This window comes from Xanthomonas rydalmerensis (assembly GCF_033170385.1).
Taxonomy (GTDB): domain Bacteria; phylum Pseudomonadota; class Gammaproteobacteria; order Xanthomonadales; family Xanthomonadaceae; genus Xanthomonas_A; species Xanthomonas_A rydalmerensis.
This window is the reverse complement of record NZ_CP126170.1, coordinates 756,647-776,849: the sequence shown is the minus strand read 5'-3', so window position 1 is coordinate 776,849 and position 20,203 is coordinate 756,647. Positions and strand designations below refer to the sequence as shown.

At 71.2% G+C, this 20,203-nt stretch carries 17 protein-coding genes; 9 read left to right on the top strand and 8 right to left on the bottom strand.

Features of this window, described 5'->3' with window-relative positions; translation table 11 throughout:
* Positions 1–181 precede the first annotated feature (181 nt).
* The 3 genes from ribA to QN245_RS03330 all read left to right on the top strand — a co-directional run bounded on the left by ribA (position 182) and on the right by QN245_RS03330 (position 3,535).
* Positions 182–1,306 (top strand): GTP cyclohydrolase II RibA, encoded by a 1,125-nt coding sequence (gene ribA, locus QN245_RS03340; protein WP_317844559.1) that lies wholly within the window; start codon positions 182–184, stop codon positions 1,304–1,306.
* 160 nt (positions 1,307–1,466) lie between these two features.
* Entirely contained in the window at positions 1,467–2,006 is a 540-nt protein-coding gene (locus QN245_RS03335) for a PH domain-containing protein (protein WP_317844558.1), read from the top strand.
* Complete coding sequence (locus QN245_RS03330; RefSeq protein ID WP_317844557.1) at positions 2,003–3,535, top strand: PH domain-containing protein; 1,533 nt, start codon at positions 2,003–2,005, stop codon at positions 3,533–3,535. Before QN245_RS03335 ends, QN245_RS03330 begins: the two co-directional genes overlap by 4 nt.
* A gap of 22 nt (positions 3,536–3,557) precedes the next feature.
* Here the strand turns inward: QN245_RS03330 and QN245_RS03325 are convergent, their stop codons facing one another.
* The 8 genes from QN245_RS03325 to def all read right to left on the bottom strand — a co-directional run bounded on the left by QN245_RS03325 (position 3,558) and on the right by def (position 12,725).
* Positions 3,558–4,592, bottom strand: a complete 1,035-nt coding sequence (locus QN245_RS03325) for a CDP-glycerol glycerophosphotransferase family protein (RefSeq protein ID WP_317844556.1) — start codon at positions 4,590–4,592, stop codon at positions 3,558–3,560.
* Positions 4,592–5,425: a glycosyltransferase family 2 protein gene (locus tag QN245_RS03320; RefSeq protein ID WP_160965962.1), complete on the bottom strand. Its 834-nt coding sequence runs from the start codon at positions 5,423–5,425 to the stop codon at positions 4,592–4,594. The genes QN245_RS03325 and QN245_RS03320 overlap by 1 nt, the downstream gene beginning before the upstream one ends.
* 82 nt (positions 5,426–5,507) lie before the next feature.
* Positions 5,508–6,782: an O-antigen ligase family protein gene (locus QN245_RS03315; protein ID WP_317844555.1), complete on the bottom strand. Its 1,275-nt coding sequence runs from the start codon at positions 6,780–6,782 to the stop codon at positions 5,508–5,510.
* A gap of 54 nt (positions 6,783–6,836) precedes the next feature.
* A complete protein-coding gene (locus QN245_RS03310; protein WP_317844554.1) occupies positions 6,837–7,871 on the bottom strand; it encodes a glycosyltransferase in 1,035 nt (344 codons plus the stop codon).
* 76 nt (positions 7,872–7,947) lie between these two features.
* Positions 7,948–9,663 carry an ArnT family glycosyltransferase gene (locus QN245_RS03305; protein WP_184447289.1) on the bottom strand — a complete coding sequence of 572 codons (1,716 nt, stop codon included), beginning with the start codon at positions 9,661–9,663 and terminating at the stop codon, positions 7,948–7,950.
* Between the two features lie 25 nt (positions 9,664–9,688).
* The gene (gene rsmB, locus QN245_RS03300; protein ID WP_317844553.1) at positions 9,689–11,008 is read right to left on the bottom strand and encodes a 16S rRNA (cytosine(967)-C(5))-methyltransferase RsmB; all 1,320 of its coding nucleotides are present in this window, start codon (positions 11,006–11,008) and stop codon (positions 9,689–9,691) included.
* Between the two features lie 168 nt (positions 11,009–11,176).
* Complete coding sequence (gene fmt / locus QN245_RS03295; RefSeq protein WP_317844552.1) at positions 11,177–12,100, bottom strand: methionyl-tRNA formyltransferase; 924 nt, start codon at positions 12,098–12,100, stop codon at positions 11,177–11,179.
* A gap of 112 nt (positions 12,101–12,212) precedes the next feature.
* On the bottom strand, positions 12,213–12,725 hold the full coding sequence (gene def, locus QN245_RS03290; protein WP_010340689.1) for a peptide deformylase: 513 nt from the start codon (positions 12,723–12,725) through the stop codon (positions 12,213–12,215).
* Positions 12,726–12,863: 138 nt separating this feature from the next.
* Between def and QN245_RS03285 the strand changes: the two genes are divergently transcribed.
* The 6 genes from QN245_RS03285 (at position 12,864) to QN245_RS03260 (ending at position 20,203) form a co-directional block, all read left to right on the top strand.
* Positions 12,864–14,000, top strand: coding sequence for a LysM peptidoglycan-binding domain-containing protein (locus QN245_RS03285; RefSeq protein ID WP_184646137.1), 1,137 nt, complete (start codon positions 12,864–12,866; stop codon positions 13,998–14,000).
* 81 nt (positions 14,001–14,081) lie between these two features.
* Positions 14,082–15,236 (top strand): DNA-processing protein DprA, encoded by a 1,155-nt coding sequence (gene dprA, locus QN245_RS03280; RefSeq protein ID WP_317844551.1) that lies wholly within the window; start codon positions 14,082–14,084, stop codon positions 15,234–15,236.
* Positions 15,237–15,279: 43 nt separating this feature from the next.
* Positions 15,280–15,753, top strand: a complete 474-nt coding sequence (locus QN245_RS03275; RefSeq protein ID WP_010340686.1) for a DUF494 family protein — start codon at positions 15,280–15,282, stop codon at positions 15,751–15,753.
* Between the two features lie 21 nt (positions 15,754–15,774).
* Positions 15,775–16,497: a pilin gene (locus tag QN245_RS03270; RefSeq protein WP_184447295.1), complete on the top strand. Its 723-nt coding sequence runs from the start codon at positions 15,775–15,777 to the stop codon at positions 16,495–16,497.
* Positions 16,498–16,536: 39 nt separating this feature from the next.
* On the top strand, positions 16,537–17,478 hold the full coding sequence (locus tag QN245_RS03265; RefSeq protein ID WP_317844550.1) for an RDD family protein: 942 nt from the start codon (positions 16,537–16,539) through the stop codon (positions 17,476–17,478).
* Positions 17,479–17,716: 238 nt separating this feature from the next.
* A complete protein-coding gene (locus QN245_RS03260) occupies positions 17,717–20,203 on the top strand; it encodes a DNA topoisomerase I (protein ID WP_317844549.1) in 2,487 nt (828 codons plus the stop codon).

Below are 20,203 nucleotides of genomic sequence, written 5' to 3'. Positions count from 1 at the left end.
GCATCGGCGGCGCGCACACGCGGGCACAGTGCGTTCCATCGCCTGCGGGCTGGCGCGTCAGGCAAAGCGCGCGACAATGGCGCCCAGGCGCCATCAGCGCCCACCGGCACCGCGCCGGCGCCGCCGCGACCGGACGCGGCAGCCTTGAAGCGGCGCCGCCGATCCCCATCTGGAGTCGTGCATGACCAGCCCCACCGCCCCTTCCGCGCACGCCTTCGGCGATCCTGCCGCGATCCGCAGCGAACGCGCGGCATCGGAGTTGCGCGCCGGGCGCCCGGTGCTGCTCGAGGACCGTGCCGGCCACGTCCGTGCGGTCATGGCGCTGGACAGCAGCACCGAACCCTCCTATCGCAGCTTCGCCCAGGCCACCGGGCAGCGGCACTACCTGTTCGTGACCCCGGCGCGCGCGCAGGTGCTGGGCCTGGACGCGCCGCAGGGCGCGCGCATCGCCCTGGCCGGACAGTCCTACGACGCGCTGGCGGCGCTGGCCTACCTGCGCGACGGCCCGCTGCCGGCGCACTGGCTGTCCGGCGACGCGCTCGACGCCGGGGCCGCCGAGATCGCACGCCTGGGCCTGCTGCTGCCGGCGATGGTCGCCGCGGAACTGGGGGCCGACAGCAGCGCCTTCCAGGGCTGTCAGGCGCTGCAACTGGACGATCTGGAACACGGCTGCGCCCTCGCCGCCTCCGACAGCTACACCCTGGTCACCCGCACCCAGGTGCCGCTGCGCGACCTGGGACCCGGCGAATTCGTGGTGTTCCGCGGCGGCGTGGCGCAGCGCGACCAGGTCGCGATCGTGATCGGCCAGCCCAACCTCGGCGCGCCGGTGCCGGTGCGCGTGCATTCCTCCTGCCTCACCGGCGACCTGTTCGGCTCGCTCAAGTGCGACTGCGGCGACCAGTTGCGGCATGGCCTGGCCAAGCTCAAGGCGCTGGGCGGCGGCGTGCTGCTGTACCTGGACCAGGAAGGCCGTGGCACCGGCATCGCCACCAAGATGCGCGCCTACGGCTACCAGCACGACGGCCTGGATACCATCGACGCCGATGCGCAACTGGGCTTCGGCGCCGACGAACGCCGCTACGGCAGCGCCGTGGCGATGCTGCGCGGGCTCGGCATCAGCCGCGTGCGCCTGCTCACCAACAACCCGTCCAAGGCCGAGCGCCTGCGCGCGGCTGGTATCGAGGTGACCGAGCGCATCCCGGTCACCGGCACGATCACCGCCGAGAACGAAGGCTACCTGCGCACCAAGGCGGCCCGCGCCGGCCACGCGCTGGACGTGGACGCGCTGCTGCGCGCGGCGCGCTGACCCCACGGCGCGGAACGGCGCGCCACACCACACCCCTGGATCGCGCCGGGAACCGCACGGCGGGCAGCGCACGCCCGCCAGCGGCGCGTTAGGATCGCAGGCCACGCCGCGCGCCCGCGCCCGCTCGCCCCGAGACCCCGACGTGACTGCACCGCCACCCATGGACGACTGCCCCACCGTGCCTGCGCCCAGCGCGGGCGCCACCATGCCGGCGCCCGCGGAGTGGCCGCCGGCGGACTGGCAACCGCTGCCCTTGCGCGGCGCCTGGCTGGCCGCGCTCGGCGGTGGCTGCATGCTCGGGCTCAGCCTGGTGGTCGCAGCCGCCATCGTCGGCCTCAGCCTGCATAGCCTGCATGCACTGGCCCTGGGCGCCGTGGCGGCGGCAGTGGGCAGCCTGTGCGGTGCCTGGATCGGCTTCGTCCGCCACCGGCGCATCCGCTGGCGGCTGACTGTCCAGGGCCTGGACGTGTTCCGCGGGCGCCTGTGGCAGAGCGAGACGCACGTGCCGATCTCGCGCGTGCAGCACCTGGACCTGCGCCGCGGGCCGCTGGAACGCGCGCTGCGCCTGGCCACCCTGGTCGTGCACACCGCCGGCACCCGCCATACCGCGGTCGCCGTGCCCGGCCTGGACCAGGCCGACGCCGAACGCCTGCGCGAGCGCCTGGCGCACCAGCTCGACCACGACGACGACGCGCTGTGAGCGGCGGCGCCGACTCCGAACACACGGCACCGGTGCGGCGCCTGCATCCGTGGTCGTGGCTGTTCGTGTTGCTGCAGCACCTCAGGCATTTCCTACTGCCGTTGCTGGCGCTGCTGGTGTTCGGCAGCCGCGACGGCCACCGCGATCATGCCGATCACTTGGTGATGCTGGCGGTGTGCAGCGGGCTGGTGGCGGTGTCGCTGCTGCGCTATCTCACCTACCAGTACCGCATCGGCCGCGACAGCCTGAGCATCCGCAGTGGCTGGCTGGAACGCAGCCTGCGCGAGATCCCGTTCGCGCGCATCCACAACGTGGTGGTGCACCAGTCGCTGCTGCACCGCCTGTTCGGCGTGGCCGAGGTGCGCCTGGAGTCGGCCGGCGGCACCAAGCCCGAGGCGCAGATGCGGGTGCTGCGGCTGGACCAGGCACTGGCGCTGGAACAGCAGATCCGCCACCGCGCGCCCGCCGCCGACACGACCGCCGCCACCGATACCGACGCTGCGCCCGCCGCCGCGCCGGACAGCGAACTGCTGCTGGCGCTGCCCACCGCCGAGGTGCTGCGCCAGGGGCTGATCTCCAACCGCGGCATGGTGGTGCTGCTCACCGCGTTCGGCGCCACCTACCACCTGTTCCCCGAGCGCATGATCTCCAACGCGATCGAGCACTACGGGCGGCAACTGTTCGGCTACGCCACGCACCTGCAACTGGGCTGGATGGCCGGCACGGTCACCTTCGCGCTGATGCTGGCGACGCTGTTGCTGCTGATGCGCGCGTTGTCGATGGGACTGGCGCTGGTGCAGTACCACGGCTTCCGGCTGAGCGAGAGCGAGCGCCGGCTGACCGTGGAACGCGGCCTGCTGACGCGACTGCGCAGCAGCGTGGCGCGGCGCCGGATCCAGGCCTGGACCCTGCACGAGAGCGTGCTGCAACGGCTGCTGCGGCGGCGCAGCCTGCATATCGAGACGGCGGTGATCCAGGCGCACCACGGGCACGACCACGCCCTGACGGAACTGGCGCCACTGGCCACCCCGGCCGCCTGCGATGCGCTGCTGCAGCGGCTGCTGCCGCAGATCGCCTGGCCGCCGGCGCACTGGCACGGCATCGCCACGCGCTGCTGGTGGCGGCTGTCGCTGCCGGCGCTGCTGCTGGTGCCGCTGCTGTGCGCGGGGCTGTGGCCCACGCTCGGCGCGTGGGCCGCGCTGGGCCTGCTATGGCTGCCGTGGTCGGCGTTCAAGTCCTGGCGCCAGGCGCAGCGCATGGGTTACGCGCTGGATGCGCGCTACGTGGCGGTGCGTGGCGGCTGGTGGCGGCGCTGGTGGCGGCTGGCCGAACTGGACAAGTTGCAGGCGCTGCACCTGAGCCGTTCGCCGCTGGACCGCTGGTGCGGCACCGCGACGCTATGGCTGGACACCGCCGGCGCCCGCCACGGCGAACCGCCACTGCGCATGCGGCTGCTGCCGGACGCGGAAGCACGGGCGCTGTACCGGCAACTGGGCGACGCGCTGGCGCAGCGGCGGCTGCGCTGGTGAACGCGCGCGGCGCTGCGGCGCGTCAGCGCGCGCCGCGGCCCCAGTAGCCGATGCGGCGACGGATCTTCAGCTTGCGCCACAGGTTCAACGGTTTGCGCCGCGGGTTGCGCGCGCCCTCGGCGACGAACTCGTCGATTGCGCGCAGCACGCGCTCGCTGGACTGGCCGTCGCGGTAGGGATGCAGGCCATCGGCGAACTCGCGGATCGCCGCCATCAGTTCCGGCGGCCGCTGCAGCGCGCGCCGAATCGCCGGCTCGAACTGCGCCGGATCGTCGATGTCGATCAGCTGCGGCCCCGGGCGACGATTCTTGAACGTCACCACTGGCTTGTAGGTGAGCAGGAACTCGTTGAGCGCGGACGAGGTGTCCGAGCACATCATGTCCACCTGCGGGAACAGCTCCAGGATGTTGTCGTTGTCGGCGAAGTGCAGGTACTCGCTCTCCAGCGCGCGGTAGCGGGCGACTATCGCCGGGTCCATCTTCGGATGGAAGGTGACGATCCAGCGCCATTCGCCGCTGCGCGAGAGCCGCGCGACTTCGTCGTAGAGGATGCCGGCCGCGCTCCACGACGGCGAGAACGTGGAGTGGTACAGGATCACCGGCGGCTGCCGCACCGGCGCCAGCTCCGCGCCGATCTCGCGCATGAACGGATCGATCTTGGGGAAGCCGGTCTCCTTGACCGCGAAGTGGCCGAGCTTGCGCGCCAGCGCACCGAACGCCGCGGTGTCGCGCGGGCCGGTGGTGCAGTACAGGTCGAAGAAACCACGCACGTAGATGTGCCGCGGCTTGCCGGCGTCGAAGCCGTGGAAGGTCTCGACCTTCACGCCCGGGAAGAAATGCGGCACCGCGTTGCTGGAGGTGATCACCGCATACGGATTCCACGCCAGCACCTCTTCCACCGTCGCCAGGTGGCGCTCGTCGGCGCTCAGATCCTCGGCGCCGGGGCCGTCGAAGAACCACGCCGCCTCGTCGCCGCGCGCGCGGATCGCCGCCTGCAGCGGGCGCAGGATCGCCAGCGCGTAGCGCTCGGATCCGTACAGCAGATAGTGCTTGCTCATCAGTGCTCCAGATCGTGCCGTTGCAGTTGCGCCCGCGCCTGCTCCACCGAGGCCGGGTTGATCTGCATTTCGTAGTAGCGCATGCGCTTGTACAGCGCGTAGCTGGCCGCGGTCTGCGCCACCACGAAGCCGCGCCAGCCGTCGAGGAAGGCCAGCCGCAGCAGATAGTCCTTGAGGAAGGCGCCGGCGAACACGAACGGGCTCTGCCACATTCTCACCGGCTTGCGCTTGTCGCGCCAGCCGAGCGCCTTGAGTTCGGCGTAGCGCAGCACCTTGAGTTGCTTGTGCACCAGGGTCGGGTTGTGCAGATGGTTGAACGGCGGCGCGAACTCGGCGCTGGCGCCGTCGAAGCGCAGCGATTCGTGCACCCGCGCATCGCTCCAGCGCGCGCGGCCGCGGTGGTACAGCCGCGCCAGGCGCTCGCCGACCATGGGTTTGTACCAGCGCATCGGCGCGCCCATGTACCAGGTGCTGCGGCGCAGCCACACCGCATCCACGCGGTCCTCGGCGAGCAACTGCGGCAACCGCGCCAGGCACTCGGCACGCAGCGCGTCGGACAGGAATTCGTCCGCGTCCAGCACCAGGATCCAGTCGTGCGCGGCCTGGGTGGAGGCGAAGTTGCGCTGCGGGCCGAACCCCAACCAGGCCTGCTCGACCACGCGCGCGCCGTGCGCGCGGGCGATGGCCACGGTGTCGTCGGTGCTGCCGCAGTCCACCACCAGCTTGTCGGCGGCGAACGGCACGCTGTCCAGACAGCGCGCGATGTTGGCGGCCTCGTTGTAGGTCATCACCACCAGGCTCAGCGGCAGGGTGGTCGCGGCGGCGTCGGCCATGGCGCGCGGTATCCGGAAGTCAGGCACGGTGCCGGCGGCCGGCGCCAGGCGCCGCGCCGCCCGGCGATGCGGGACCGGCAGTCTACCGGCTTCGCGCGGCGCCTTCAGCGCCCTGGGCCGGCTCCGCCTCGCGCGCGGCCAGCCCGATCAGCACGCCGACCAGCGATACATAGAAACCGGTACTCACCTGGTGCGCGAACATCGACTGGGTCATGCCGCACAGGACGTAGGCCGCCACCACCATGATCCCGGCCGCCGCGGCGCCATGGAAATGCGGCTGCGGCCGGCGCCGGTACAGGCGCAGCAGCAGCCACAGCGGCACGCCGTACACCAGCAGGATCAGCACGGTGCCGGGCAGGCCCTGGGTCGCGCTCCACTCGGCCAGGTCGTTGTGCGCATGGCCCAGGTGGCAGCGCTCGACGAACGCCTTCCGGCAGTCCGGCAGCCGCAGCATGGCGTTGTCGAAACGGCCCACGCCGACCCCGACCACGGGGTGCTCGACGAAGGTCGCCGCCGCCACCTGCAGGCGTTCGATGCGCGCGCCGGCCGAGGAATCGCTGTCGCCGCGCTCGTAGCGCTGCACGTCGTGATGCAGCTCGGCCAGGCGGGTCTGCTTGGTCAGCGCCGGCACGCTCAGCACCAGCACCGCCGCCAGCGCGGTGCACGCGCCCAGGATCATCAGCCGCGTCGCGCTGTCGCGCCAGCGCAGGCACAGGGCGCTGACCACCAGCAGCAGCAGCACGCCCAGCCACACGCCGCGGCTGCCGCTGAGCAGGATGACGATGCCGCCGGCCACCACCGCGGCCACGGCCCACGGCCACTGTCCACGCGGCCGGCAGAACACCGCCAGCACCATCAGCATCAGCACCACGTCGGCCAGCACGATGGCGTTGGTCCAGCCCTCGGCGCGCGGTTGGCCCTGCAACACCTGCACGCTGGCCAGCACCAGGGCAGCGAGGATGCCGAACAGCGCGCCCCACCACAGCAGGCGCTGCGGCGGCCGCAGCGCATAGGTCCACAGCGCCGCCCACGGCAGCACCAGGAAGCGGGTGCGGTTGTCGATGTCCTTCAGCGGCTGGCCGAAGTACAGCACCGAGCACAGCGACAGCCCGATCACCAGCAGCGCCAGGATCCACAACCAGCGCACCGACGGCTGCATCGGCGCCACCGCCTGGCGCAGTTGCGGCAGTGCCAGCAGGCTGGTCACCAGCAGCAGCAGGCCGAACGGCAACAACCCGCTGGGCATGCTGATCACCAGCGCCGGCAGGCACAGCAGCGCAAGCGCCGCGCCACGCTCGGCCAGGGCCTGGCGGGAGGACGCGGAAACGGCGTGGCGTGGCGCGATGGGCTGGGACATCAAGGAGGGAAGGCCGTGGGGATGGGGTGGTCGGCGATGATCCGGGGCGCTTCCCTAACCCGGCCTGACCTGTTCGCGATCGGCGCCGCGGCTGGCTGGCAAGGCCGGCGGCGGGGTCTCCCCGAGCAAGTCGGCCACGGCCGCGCGCAGGCGCTCGCCGAACTCGCGCCGGCGCGCCTCGAAGAAGCCGCGCGCGGCGGTGCCCAGCGCATCGCACTGCATCGGCGACAGCGCCAGCGCCTGCGCCATTGCCCGCTCGAGGCCGGCGGCCTCGAGCCGGTAGCGCACGCCGAAATTGTCCGGGCCCTCGCCGACCGGATCGATCAGCACGCCGCGCTCGGCGCTCACCAGCTCGTTCATCGGCGCGCCGTTGGTGGTCACCACCACCGCGCCGACGCTCAGCGCTTCCATGATGTAGTGGCCGAAGCCCTCCACCTCGGACGGGCACAGGTGGAAGCGGTGCGCGTTCTGCAGCCGCCGCAGTTCCTGCTGGTCCAGGTAACCGGTCAGGTAGTCGATGTTCTCGGCCTCGATCGGGTGGGACTTCTTGGCACTCTGCACCACGGTCAGCCGCGGCCACTCGGGGTGCCGCGCCCAGGTCTGCAGCAGCAGCGCGGTGCCCTTGGCCGAACTGCGCCCGGCCACGTGCAGGCAGGCGCGTTCGCGCGGTACCTCAGGACGGTAGCAATCGTCGCTGCAAAAGCCGATGAAGGCGCTCGGCGCCATCGTGGAAAAACGCTGCTCGGCCTGGCGGGTCTTGCACAGCACCTGCGCGAAGCGCGGCAGGCAGCGCAGCCACTTGTGCCGGAACCATTCCGGGTTGGGGATCAAGGCATTGCGCAGGCCACTGCCCAGGCAGCGCGGATACACCCGTTCCAGGAAGATCTGCAGGTCGGCGCGCCCGAACAGCAGGCTGCGCAGGAACAGGCGCAGTTCGCGCAGGCGGTTGGCGATGCGCACGGTGCCGAAACCCAACACCTCGACGCGGTAGCGGCCGGTCTCCCGCAGCAGGTCGGCGACCACCTGCAGGTCGCGGCTGAGGCCGCCGCCGTTGTCGCGGCTGATGACCCGGATCAGGCGTGGCGGCACGCGTGCCCCCCGGCCCGCGCGGCACGCTGGCCTTCAGCGGCACCCGCGCCACGCAGCCGCAACGCGCGGGCGCGGCTCATTCGAGGCGATCCTTGTCCTGCTCGCGCAGGCGATCGAAGTCTTCCTGAGTGGCCACGCAACGGCCATGCACGGCATTGGCCGGGACCAGCCACCAGTTGCGTCGGTTGGATACGCCGGCCAGGACACTGGCGTGACGGTCGACGCAGCCCAGCATCGCCGCCTCCTGCACCAGCAGCCAGCGCCGCTGCGGCGCTTGCGCCTGCCAGGCGATGCCACGGCGCAGTTGCTCTTCCCACGGCACCACGAAACCGAAGGTCGTCGCGGGGCGGTCGGCCATCAGCAGGTTCTGCTCCTTCCAGGCGACCAGGCCGAGTTCGGCATCCGGGCCGATGCGGCGCCCGACCGACTCCATCACCCCGCGCGCGGAACTGGACATGTTGATCAATGGGTACACCAGCAAGCCGGCCATCGCCCAGACCATGGTCAGGGTCGAGACCGTCGCCAGTTCCGGGCGGCGCCGCGCGAACATGGCCAGGCTGGCCACGCCCCACAGGCCGATCGCCAGCAGGACCCAGGCCAGCACCTGCACCGTGGCCAGGTCGATGCCGCGGTCTTCCATCATCCGCGCGCGGAAGCCATGCCCCAGCAGGATCGCCGCACCGACGCCGCCGAGCGCCAGCGTCAGCAGCGCGGTGAACGCCAGCAGCAGGCGCTTGACCCCGGTCTTGCGCAACAGTCCGGGGATCAGCGGCCCCATCGCCAGACACAGCATCGGCAGCGCCGGCAGCACGTAGACGTCGCGCTTGCCGGTCGGGATCGAGAAGAACAGCACCACCAGCGCCCACCAGGCCAGCGGCAGCAGATAGCGCGCATCGCGCCGGCGCAAGCGCCGCGCCCAGGCGGGGATCGCCCACGGCAGCGCCAGCAGCACCGGCAGCCACATGCTCGGCATCACCCCGAAGAAGTACAGCGGCCCGTGCGCGTGGTCCCAGGACTTGGCGTAGCGCCCGGCGGTCTGCCGGAACAGGATGTCGTTGAGGTAGGCGTGGTACTCGGGCGCGTTGCTCGACAGCGCGGTGACCACCATCGGCACCAGCCAGATCGACACCGCCGCCAGGAACGCCAGCGGCCCCAGCCAGAAGCGCGCATCGCGCAGGCCGACCCGCACACCGCGCCAGTGCGCCAGCGACGCCGCCGCGGCCGGCAGCAGCATCAGCAGCGCCAGCACGCCCACGCCCTTGGTGATGGTGCCCAGCCCGGCGGCGAACCAGCCCAGCGCCCACAGCCGCCAGTCCGGCCCGCGCAACAAGTGGCGTAGCAGCGCGTAGTTGGCCAGGGTGATGAAGAACACCACCAGCGGGTCGATCTGCGCCTTCTTCGCCTGGTAGGTGAAGTGGAAGGCGAACAGCAACGCATAGGCCGCGTACATGCCGACGCGACGCGTCCACAGGCGCCGGCCGAGGTCGTAGACGCAGGCCAGCGTACCCAGCCCGGCCAGCAGCGACGGCAGCAGGAACGCCACCCGCCAGTTGCCGAACAGCGTGTAGAAGCTGGCCTGCAGCCACATCAGCATCGGCGGCTTGTCCGAGTACAGCTCGGTGCCGCGGTGCGGGAACAGCCAGTTGCCGCTCTCCACCATCTGCTTGGCGACCAGCGCGAAGCGCGGTTCGTCGGCCGGGTGCGGATCGCGCAGGCCCAGGCCGGCGCCGAGCACCAGCACGGCCAGGATGGCCAACAACCAGAACTCTCGGGAGGCGCGGGTCTTCAGCATGGGAAGCGATGATACCGGGGCCGGTTCATGCCGTCTTGCGGAACCGCGCGTAGTAGAAACCGTCGCAGTCCTGTTCGCCGGGGAAGCGCTGGCGGCCACCGCCGGAGGCATGCCCGCAGGCCACGCCCGGGTCCTCCAGCGCCGCGCCGGGTTGCCGCGCCAGCAATGCCTGCACCTGCCGCGCATTCTCGTCCTGCAGCAGCGAACAGGTGGCGTAGACCAGCACCCCGCCCGGCCGCAGCACCTGCCAGGCGGCGTCGAGCAGGCGCGCCTGCAGCGCCTGCAGCGCGATCACGTCCTCGCGTCGGCGATGCAGCAGCACGTCCGGCTGGCGGCGCACGATGCCGGTGGCCGAACACGGCGCGTCGAGCAGCACCGCGTCGAACGGCTCGCCATCCCACCAGTCCTGCGGCTGCGCCGCGTCGGCGACCTGCAGGTGCGCCTGCGCACCGGCACCGGTGCGCGCGAAGGTCTCGCCGACCCGCGCCAGGCGGCGCGCATCCACATCCAGCGCGGTCAGGCGCAGACCGGGATCGCGTTCGAGCAGGTGCGCGGACTTGCCGCCGGGCGCCGCGCAGGCGTCGAGCACGCGCGCGCCCGGCGTCGGCGCCAGCACGTCGGCGACCTGCTGCGCCGCGCCGTCCTGCACCGAGACGCGCCCGTCGGCAAAGCCCGGCAGGGCGCTCACCGCCATCGGCGTGTCCAGGCGGATGGCATCGGCCAGCAGCGGCGACGCCTGTGCGGCGATGCCGGCCGCGGCCAATTCCTGCAGATAGGCGTCGCGGGTGCCGCGTTGGCGGTTGACCCGCAGCCACAGCGGCGCCGGCTGCTGGCTGGCGGCGAAGATCGCCTCGGCCTGCTGCGGCCAGTCGGCGTGCAACGCGTCGCGCAGCCACAGCGGCCAGCCCGCGTCGGCGGCCACCGCCGGCAGCCCGTCGCGCAGCGCACGCCGCAGCAGCGCATTGACCAGCCCGGCCTGGCGTGGCCGATCCAGCGCGCGCGTCGCCTCCACCGTCGCCGACAGCGCCGCGTGCGGCGCCAGGCCCAGCGCATCGAGCTGGGCGAAGCCGGCCAGCAGCAGCCCGCGCAGTTCGGCGTCGCGCTGCGGCAACTGCTTCTGCAGCCACATCCGCAGCGCCGCCTCGTAGGCCGGGCGGCGGCGCAGCACGGCAAAGCAGATCGCCTCCACCAGCGCGCGGTCGCGCGAATCCGGCAGGGTCGGCAATGCAGCGGCCAGTTCGGCCTTGAGCGATCGACCGCGGTCGATCACCGCCGTCAGCACGCGGGCGGCGACCACCCGCGGGGCCACGCCCGGCGGCCACGCAGCGATGGGCGTCATGGTCATCGGCAGACGCTCCAGGACGCGTCATCCGTTCGCGCGCATGCCGCTTCGTGGTTGCGCGCGGGGATGACGGAGATGCGCGAAGCGGTGGCCCGCCCACACCTCAGCGAGGACGCGGCCAAGGCCGCGCCCGCCTGGCCCAACGCGGCGTACGCAGGCATGGCCGACGCCTCAGGCCAGGACCGGCAGGTCGCGGCGTGCGTTGAGGTAGTCGGCCGCGGTGATCGCCTTACCGCCTTCGCGCTGCAGCACGCGCAGGCGCAGCGCGCCCTGGCCGCAGGCGATGTCGATGCCCTGCTTGGACGCGGTCAGCACCGTGCCCGGCGGCTGCCCGTGCGCCAGGTCCAGCGCGATCGCGCCGCGCACCCGCACCCGCTCGCCGGCCAGCACCGCCTCGGCGACCGGCCACGGATCGAAGGCGCGCACCTGCCGCGCCAACTGCGCCGCCGGCTGCTGCCAGTCCAGCCGCGCCTGCGCCTTGTCCAGCTTGTGCGCATAGGTGACGCCGTCCTGCGGCTGCGGCTGCGCCACCGGGCGCAGGCCGGCGCGCAGCAGGCCCAGGCCGTCGGCCAACACCTGCGCGCCGAGCGCGGCCAGGCGGTCGTGCAACTGACCGCCGGTCTCGTCGGCACCGATCGGGGTGCGCTGCGACAGCAGCACCGGGCCGGTGTCCAGCCCCGCTTCCATCTGCATCAGGCATACCCCGGTCTCGCTGTCGCCGGCCTCGATCGCGCGCTGGATCGGCGCGGCGCCGCGCCAACGCGGCAGCAGCGAGGCATGCACGTTCCAGCAGCCATGGGTCGGGATCGCCAGCACCGCCTTGGGCAGGATCAGCCCGTAGGCCACCACCACGATCAGGTCCGGCTGCAGCGCGCGCAGCGCCTGCAGCGTCTCCGGCGCGCGCAGCGTCTGCGGCTGCAGCACCGGGATGCCGCGCGCCACCGCTTCCAGCTTGACCGGCGACGGGGTCAGCCCGCGGCCGCGCCCGGCGGGCCGGTCCGGCTGGGTGTAGACCGCGACCACTTCATGGCGCTGCGCAGCCGCGCGCAACGACGGCACGGCGAAGTCCGGCGTACCGGCGAAGACGAGTTTCATTGGGCAGGGATTCGGGATTGGGGAGTGGGGATTCGCAACGGCGGGGCTCGGCGACCGGAAGGGATCCGATCGCTCTGACGAATCCCCCATTCCGAATGCCGAATCCCGGCCGTCAGGCCACGTGCTTGCGCGCCTTGGCCAGCTTCTTGCGTACCATTTCGCGCTTGAGCGGGGACAGGTAGTCGACGAACAGCTTGCCGTCGAGGTGGTCCATCTCGTGCTGCACGCACACCGCCAGCAGGCCGTCGGTGCTCAGTTCCTGCGGCTGGCCCTGGCGGTCCAGGTAGCGCACGGTGATGGCGTCGGCGCGGGTCACGTCGGCGTAGATGCCGGGGACCGACAGGCAGCCTTCCTGGTACACCTGTTCGCCGTCGCGCTGCACGATCTGCGGATTGATGAACACCTGCGGGGCGTTCTTCTCCTCGCTGACGTCGATGACCATGAAGCGCTTGTGCACGTCCACCTGGCTGGCCGCCAGGCCGATGCCCGGCGCGTCGTACATGGTCTCGAACATGTCGTCGAGCAGGCGTTGGAAGGCTGCGGAGGTGACCTCGGCGGCGTCGACCGGCACCGCCTTGGTACGCAGGCGCGGATCGGGGAATTCGAGAATGGGGAGCAGGGCCATAGCGGTACCCAAGATGGGGGCGCCGGACGATTCGGCAAGACCTGCGGATTCTACCCGTTTCTGCGCCCGGCGCTTGCGCCCGCACCAGGGTTCTGCACTATAGTGCGCGAACCTGTTGGGGAATCAGGCTCCGCGCTCATGTTCAATCGACTCCGTACGGTCGTCGCCGTGGCGATGCTCACCGTGGCGACCTACGCTGCTTCCGCCAGCATGGCTGCCGAACACCCCGACACCTACGTGGTGCGCAAGGGCGATACGCTGTGGGACATCGCCGGGCGCTTCCTCGGCAAGCCCTGGCTGTGGCCGGAGATCTGGCAGGCCAATCCGCAGGTGCACAACCCGCACCTGATCTACCCCGGCGACGTGCTCAGCCTGGCCTACCTGGACCGGGTGGCGCACGCCGAGGTCAAGCCGGGCCCGCGCCAGGACGCGCCAATCGACGCGATCCCGCTGGCGCAGGTGGAGCCGTTCCTGAAGAACCTGCGCGTGGTCGACCGCATCGACAACCTGCCCTACGTGGTCGGCACCGAAGACAACCGGCTGCGCGCCACCGACGGGCAACTGGTCTACGCGGTCGGCCTCGGCCAGGCCCAGACGGGGCAGCGCTACGCCGTGGTCCGCCCGACCGTGCGCTACCTGCTGCCCAAGCTCAGCGACGACCTCGACGCCGAAGGCCGCAGCATCCCCGGCAGCGGCAACCTGTGGCAGACCTTCGTGCCGCCGGACAAGCGCCGCGAGTCTCTCGGCTACGAACTGGCCCAGGTCAACATCGGCACCGTCGCCCGCGTGTCCGCCGACGGCCGCCAGGCCACCGGCCTGCTGCTGCAGGACAACGCCCGCGAAGTGCGTGCCGGCGACCGCCTGATCCCGGTCGAGGCGCAGCCCTACGACCTGCAGTTCGTGCCGCATCCGCCGTCCGAGCAGGCGATGGCAGCCGGCCTGCGGGTGCTGGCGGTGGCCGACGCCTTCAGTGCGGCCGGCCCGCGCGACGTGATCGCCATCTCCGGCGGCCGCCGCGAAGGCATCGACAACGGCACCGTGGTGTCGCTGTGGCGCCATGGCACCCGGGTCAACGACCGCGTGCGCCACCCCAACACCTCGCGCGCCGACGACGGCTTCACCGGCGGCAGCGGTACCACCGTGGCGCTGCCGGACGAGTACGCCGCACACGCGATGGTGTTCCGCACCTTCGACAAGGTCAGCTACGCGCTGGTGATGGACGGCATCAAGCCGACCCGGATCGGCTACGACGTCAAGCACCCGGACGCACGCTGACCCGTCGCCAAGGCATCCCCCTACAGCGATTGCAGACGGCGCCCGAGGGCGCCGTCTGCGTGTGCGGCCTAGGCTGAGCGCATGTCCAGTCCGGCCACCGCCCCCGTCCACACACCCACCGATCCGGCGCTGCTGCGCCTGTCGCTGGCCGCCGGCGCCAGCGCCCCACGCCGGCGGCTGCTGGAACAGCACGGCAGCCCGGCCGCGGCGCTGGCCGCCGGTCCTGCCGGCTGGCATGCCGCCGGCCTGGATACAGCGCAGATCGCCGCCCTGCAGCGGCCCGACCGCACCGCGCTGGAAACCGCCGAGCGCTGGCTGGCGCAGCCAGGTCGGCACCTGCTCGGCTGCCACGATGCCGACTACCCCGCCCTGCTGCGGCGTACGCCCAACCCGCCACTGGCGCTGTACGTGGACGGCGACCCCTCGGTGCTGTGGCACCCGGCCGTGGCCGTGGTCGGCAGCCGAGCGCCCAGCGCCGGCGGCCGCGACAACGCCTATGGCTTCGCCCTGGCCCTGGCCGCGGCCGGCTTCGCGGTGACCAGCGGCATGGCCAGCGGCGTGGATGCCGCCGCGCACCGGGCAGCGCTGTCGCGCGCGGACGGGCTGACCGTGGCGGTGGTCGGCACCGGTCCCGACCTGGCCTACCCGCGCCAGCATGCCGCCCTGCGCAGTCAGATCGCCGAACGCGGCGCGGTGGTCAGCGAGCATCCGCCCGGCACGCCGGCGCGGGCGGGCCATTTCCCGGCACGCAACCGGATCATCGCCGGGCTGAGCCTGGCGACCCTGGTGATCGAGGCGGCCACCCGCTCTGGCGCGCTGATCACCGCGCGGCTGGCCGCCGAGGCCGGGCGCGAGGTGTTCGCCCTGCCCGGCTCGATCCACAACCCGCTGGCGCGCGGCTGCCATCGGCTGATCCGCGACGGCGCCGGGCTGGTGGAACGCGCCGACGAAATACTGGCAGGCGTTGCGCCCCTGGCCGCCGAACTCGCCGACGCCTTGCGCGGGCGCCTGAACGCCCCCACACAGGGAACCAGCATCGCGCGCGCCGCCGCACCGGCCTTTCCCCATCCCGACTACCAGCGCTTGTGGCAGGCGCTGGGCCACGACCCCATCTGTATGGATTCAGTGATCGCACGCAGCGGATTGACGGCCGCAGCGGCGTCCTCCATGCTGCTGGCCATGGAACTGGATGGCTACGTGGCGGTCGAACGCGGTCGTTACACCCGCAAACCCTAGTTTCTTCACCTCCACAGCGTCTCGCGACGCAGGCCGAGGGGCAATGAAAGAGAGCATTCTGGATGTCCTGCTGTACCTGTTCGAACACTATTTCAGCGAAGACGCGGATCCGGTCCGCGACCGCGACTCCCTCCAGAATGGCCTGATCCAGGCCGGTTTCAGCCCCACCGAGATCAGCAAGGCGTTCGACTGGCTCGACGCCCTGGCCGACCAGCGCCCGGCCGTGGCGCAGCCGCGCATCGATGGCCCGATCCGCATCTACCACGGTCCGGAGCTGGACAAGCTCGACGTGGAATGCCGTGGCTTCCTGCTGTTCCTGGAGCAACACGGCATCCTCGACAGCGACCAGCGCGAACTGGTGCTGGACCGGGCCATGGCCCTGGACCAGGACGAGCTGGACCTGGACGACCTGAAGTGGGTCGTGCTGATGGTGCTGTTCAACCAGCCCGGTGCCGAGGCGGCGTACGCGTGGATGGAAACGCAGATGTTCGTCGACGAGCCGGAGCCGGTTCACTGAGTCGCTGACGGTCGCGCACGGATGCACGAAGACACTCCCTCCCCGACGCTCTGGTACTACGTCGATGCCGCACGCGAGCGGCACGGCCCGTTGTCGGCGCCCGCCCTGCTGGAACGCCTGCACGACGGTCGCCTGCAGCGCGAGACCCTGGTCTGGCACGAAGGCCTGCCGGAGTGGCGGCCACTGCACGCGGTCGCCGCCGAGTTGGGCCTGCCCGACGCGCCCGCTCCGCCCCCCTTGCCGCCGCCGCTCCAGGCAGCCGCTCCCGCGGGCCCGGCTGCCGTCGCTGCGCCACGCAGCGGCCTGTCCGGCTGCGCGATCATGGCCATCGTCGGCGCGGTCGGCGGCGTGCTGCTGGTCGCGTTCCTGGGCATCGCCGCCGCGATCGCCCTGCCCGCCTATCAGGACTATCTGGCCCGCGCGAAGGTCGCGCAGGCGCTTGGCGACCTGGCGCCGCTGAAGGACCAGATCGCCGCGTTCGCCGCGCAGGAGCACCGCTGCGCGGTGAACGGGGACACCGGCTTCGGCACCCCGCAGAGCTATGCCGGCACGTCCATCGCGCAGGTGCGGATCGGCCGCTTCGACAACGGCCACTGCGGCCTGGAAGCCACGCTGCGCCTGCCCGAGCACAAGCGCCTGGATGGCAAAGCGCTGTGGCTGGACTACGATGAGCGCACGTCCGCCTGGAACTGCAGTTCCGATCTGGACGACCGCGACCTGCCGGTCCACTGCCGCGGCGGCTGACCGGCGCACCGTTTTCGACTGCAATTCCCGGGGAAAAGAATGACTGAGTGGTACTACGCCGATGCGGCGCAGCAGCGCCATGGGCCGCTCGCGGCCGCCGACCTGCAACAGCGCTTCCAACGCGGCGAGATCGGGCTGTCCACCCTGGTCTGGCGCGAAGGCCTGAGCGAATGGCGCCCCCTGGCCGAGTTCGTCGACGAACTCGGCCTGACCCAGGCGCCAGCCCCGGCCCCTGCGCCGGCCCTCTCGGAGGCCGGCGCAGAAGTGCCGCCGCCCGCCCCGACCCCGGCCGTGCCCGACGCCTGGACCGCCCCCGCCACGGCGACATCGCCCTACGCAGCGCCCAGCGCCGTGCTCGACGGCGGTGTGCGGGTGGTCGGCGGCGGCGAGGTGGTGCAGGCCGGTTTCTGGAAGCGCGTGGCCGCCTACCTGATCGACGCGTTCCTGGTCGGCATCGTCGCCAACGTGATCCAGTTCGTGGTGATGCTGGGCTTCTTCGGGATCAGCGGCTTCGGCAAGCAGCCCGACTTCGCCACCGCCGCCGGCATCGTCATGCTGCTCCTGCTGTACCTGCTGCCGATGGCGATCTCGGCGCTGTACTACGGCCTGTTCCACGCCTCCACCAAGCAGGCCACGCTGGGCAAGATGGCGGTCGGCATCAAGGTGGTGCGCACCGACGGCAGCCGCATCACCGTGGCTCGCGGCGTCGGCCGCTATTTCGGCTTCATGCTGAGCAGCCTGACCCTGGGCATCGGCCTGTTGATGGCGGCCTTCACCGAGCGCAAGCAGGCCCTGCACGACATGCTCTGCGACACCCTCGTGGTGGACAAGTGGGCCTACACCGACCACCCGGAATGGCAGCAGCGCAAGCTGGGCACGGTCACCGTGGTGATCCTGTCGCTGTTCGGCCTGCTGATGACGGGTGTGGTGCTGCTGGTGGCGCTGGCGATCGGCATGGCCGCCAAGGGCGGCTGGCACTGAGTCCGGCAGGCTCCGGGAGCCGCACTGCCACCTGCACGGCGACCCGGCCGGCCGGCACCGGCTTGACAGTGGGCGCCGGACATGCCCACTAATAAATAAGCGCCGTAGCTGAACGCCCGGGGGTTGCGCCCCGGGCGTCGGCTTCTCTGCAAGACCGCAACGCTTCACTAACCGGAGCAATTGCGCCACCCTACCGCCCCCAGGGCGTCCGCCCACGCCCATCGAAGCCCAACCCGCCATGTCCAAGCACCTGCTCATCGTCGAATCGCCCGCCAAGGCCAAGACGATCAACAAATACCTCGGCAAGGATTTCCACGTCCTGGCCTCGTATGGGCACGTGCGCGACCTGATCCCGAAGGAAGGCGCGGTGGATCCGGACGACGGCTTCGCGATGCGCTACGCGCTGATCGACAAGAACGAGAAGCACGTGGAGGCCATCGCCAAGGCGGCCAAGGCGGCCGAAGACATCTACCTGGCGACCGACCCGGACCGCGAGGGCGAGGCGATCAGCTGGCACATCGCCGAGATCCTGCAGGAGCGTGGGCTGCTCAAGGGCAAGCCGCTGCACCGGGTGGTGTTCACCGAAATCACCCCGCGCGCGATCAAGGAAGCGATGGCGCAGCCGCGGCAGATCGCCGGCGACCTGGTCGACGCGCAGCAGGCGCGCCGCGCGCTGGACTACCTGGTCGGCTTCAACCTGTCGCCGGTGCTGTGGCGCAAGGTGCAGCGCGGCCTGTCCGCCGGCCGCGTGCAGTCGCCGGCGCTGCGCATGATCGTCGAACGCGAGGAGGAGATCGAAGCCTTCATCGCCCGCGAGTACTGGTCCATCGCCGCCGACTGCGCGCATCCCTCGCAGCACTTCAACGCCAAGCTGATCAAGCTCGACGGGCAGAAGTTCGAGCAGTTCACGATCACCGACGGCGACACCGCCGAGTCCGCGCGCCTGCGCATCCAGCAGGCCGCGCAGGGCGCGCTGCATGTCACCGACGTGGCCAGCAAGGAGCGCAAGCGCCGCCCGGCGCCGCCGTTCACCACCTCCACCCTGCAGCAGGAAGCCTCGCGCAAGCTCGGCTTCACCACCCGCAAGACCATGCAGGTCGCGCAGAAGCTGTACGAAGGCGTGGCGATCGGCGACGAAGGCACGGTCGGCCTGATCTCGTACATGCGTACCGACTCGGTCAACCTGTCGCAGGACGCGCTGGCCGAGATCCGCGACGTGATCGCCCGCGACTACGGCATCGCCTCGCTGCCGGACCAGCCCAACACCTACCAGACCAAGTCCAAGAACGCCCAGGAAGCGCACGAAGCGGTGCGCCCGACCTCGGCGCTGCGCACCCCGTCCCAGGTCGCCCGCTTCCTGACCGACGACGAGCGCAAGCTGTACGAGCTGATCTGGAAGCGTGCGGTGGCCTGCCAGATGATCCCGGCCACGCTCAACACCGTCAGCGTCGACCTGTCGGCCGGCAGCGAACACGTGTTCCGCGCCAGCGGCACCACCGTGGTCGTCGCCGGTTTCCTGGCCGTGTACGAGGAAGGCAAGGACAACAAGAGCGCCGAGGACGAGGACGAGGGCCGCAAGCTGCCGGCGATGAAGCCCGGCGACCGCGTGCCGCTGGAACGCATCCTGGCCGAGCAGCACTTCACCCAGCCACCGCCACGCTTCACCGAAGCGGCGCTGGTGAAGGCGCTGGAAGAGTACGGCATCGGCCGTCCCTCGACCTACGCCTCGATCATCCAGACCCTGCTGTTCCGCAAGTACGTGGAGATGGAAGGCCGCAGCTTCCGCCCGTCCGACGTCGGCCGCGCGGTATCCAAGTTCCTGTCCAGCCACTTCACCCAGTACGTGGACTACGACTTCACCGCCAAGCTCGAGGACGAGCTCGACGCGGTCTCGCGCGGCGAGGAAGAATGGATCCCGCTGATGTCGCGCTTCTGGGAACCGTTCAAGGAGCTGGTCGAAGACAAGAAGGAATCGGTCGATCGCGCCGAAGCCAGTGGCGCGCGCGAGCTCGGCACCGACCCCAAGACCGGCAAGCCGGTGAGCGTGCGCCTGGGCCGCTTCGGGCCGTACGCGGCGATCGGCAGCACCGCCGAGGACGCCGAGGACAAGCCCAAGTTCGCCTCGCTGCGTCCGGGCCAGAGCATGCACACCATCACCCTGGAGGAGGCGCTGGAGCTGTTCCTGATGCCGCGCAGCCTCGGCCAGGACAAGGGCGAGGAGGTCAGCGTCGGCATCGGCCGTTTCGGCCCGTTCGCCAAGCGCGGCAGCGTCTACGCCTCGCTGAAGAAGGAAGACGATCCCTACACCATCGATCTGGCCCGTGCGGTGTTCCTGATCGAGGAGAAGGAAGAGATCGCGCGCAACCGCATCATCAAGGAATTCCCCGGCAGCGACATCCAGGTGCTCAACGGCCGCTTCGGCCCGTACATCAGCGACGGCAAGCTCAACGGCAAGATCCCCAAGGATCGCGAGCCGGCCTCGCTGAGCCTGGACGAAGTGCAGAAGCTGCTGGAGGAAACCGGCAAGCCGGTGCGCAAGGGCTTCGGCGCCAAGAAGGCCGCCGCCAAGAAGGAAGCCGCGCCGAAGAAGAGCGCAGCGAAAAAGGCCGCCGCCGACACCGCGGCCAAGCCGGCAGCGAAGAAGGCAGTCAAGAAAGCCGCGAAGAAAACCGCCAAGAAAGCGGTGAAGAAGGCAGCGAAGAAGACCGTGGTCAAGGGCGGCTGA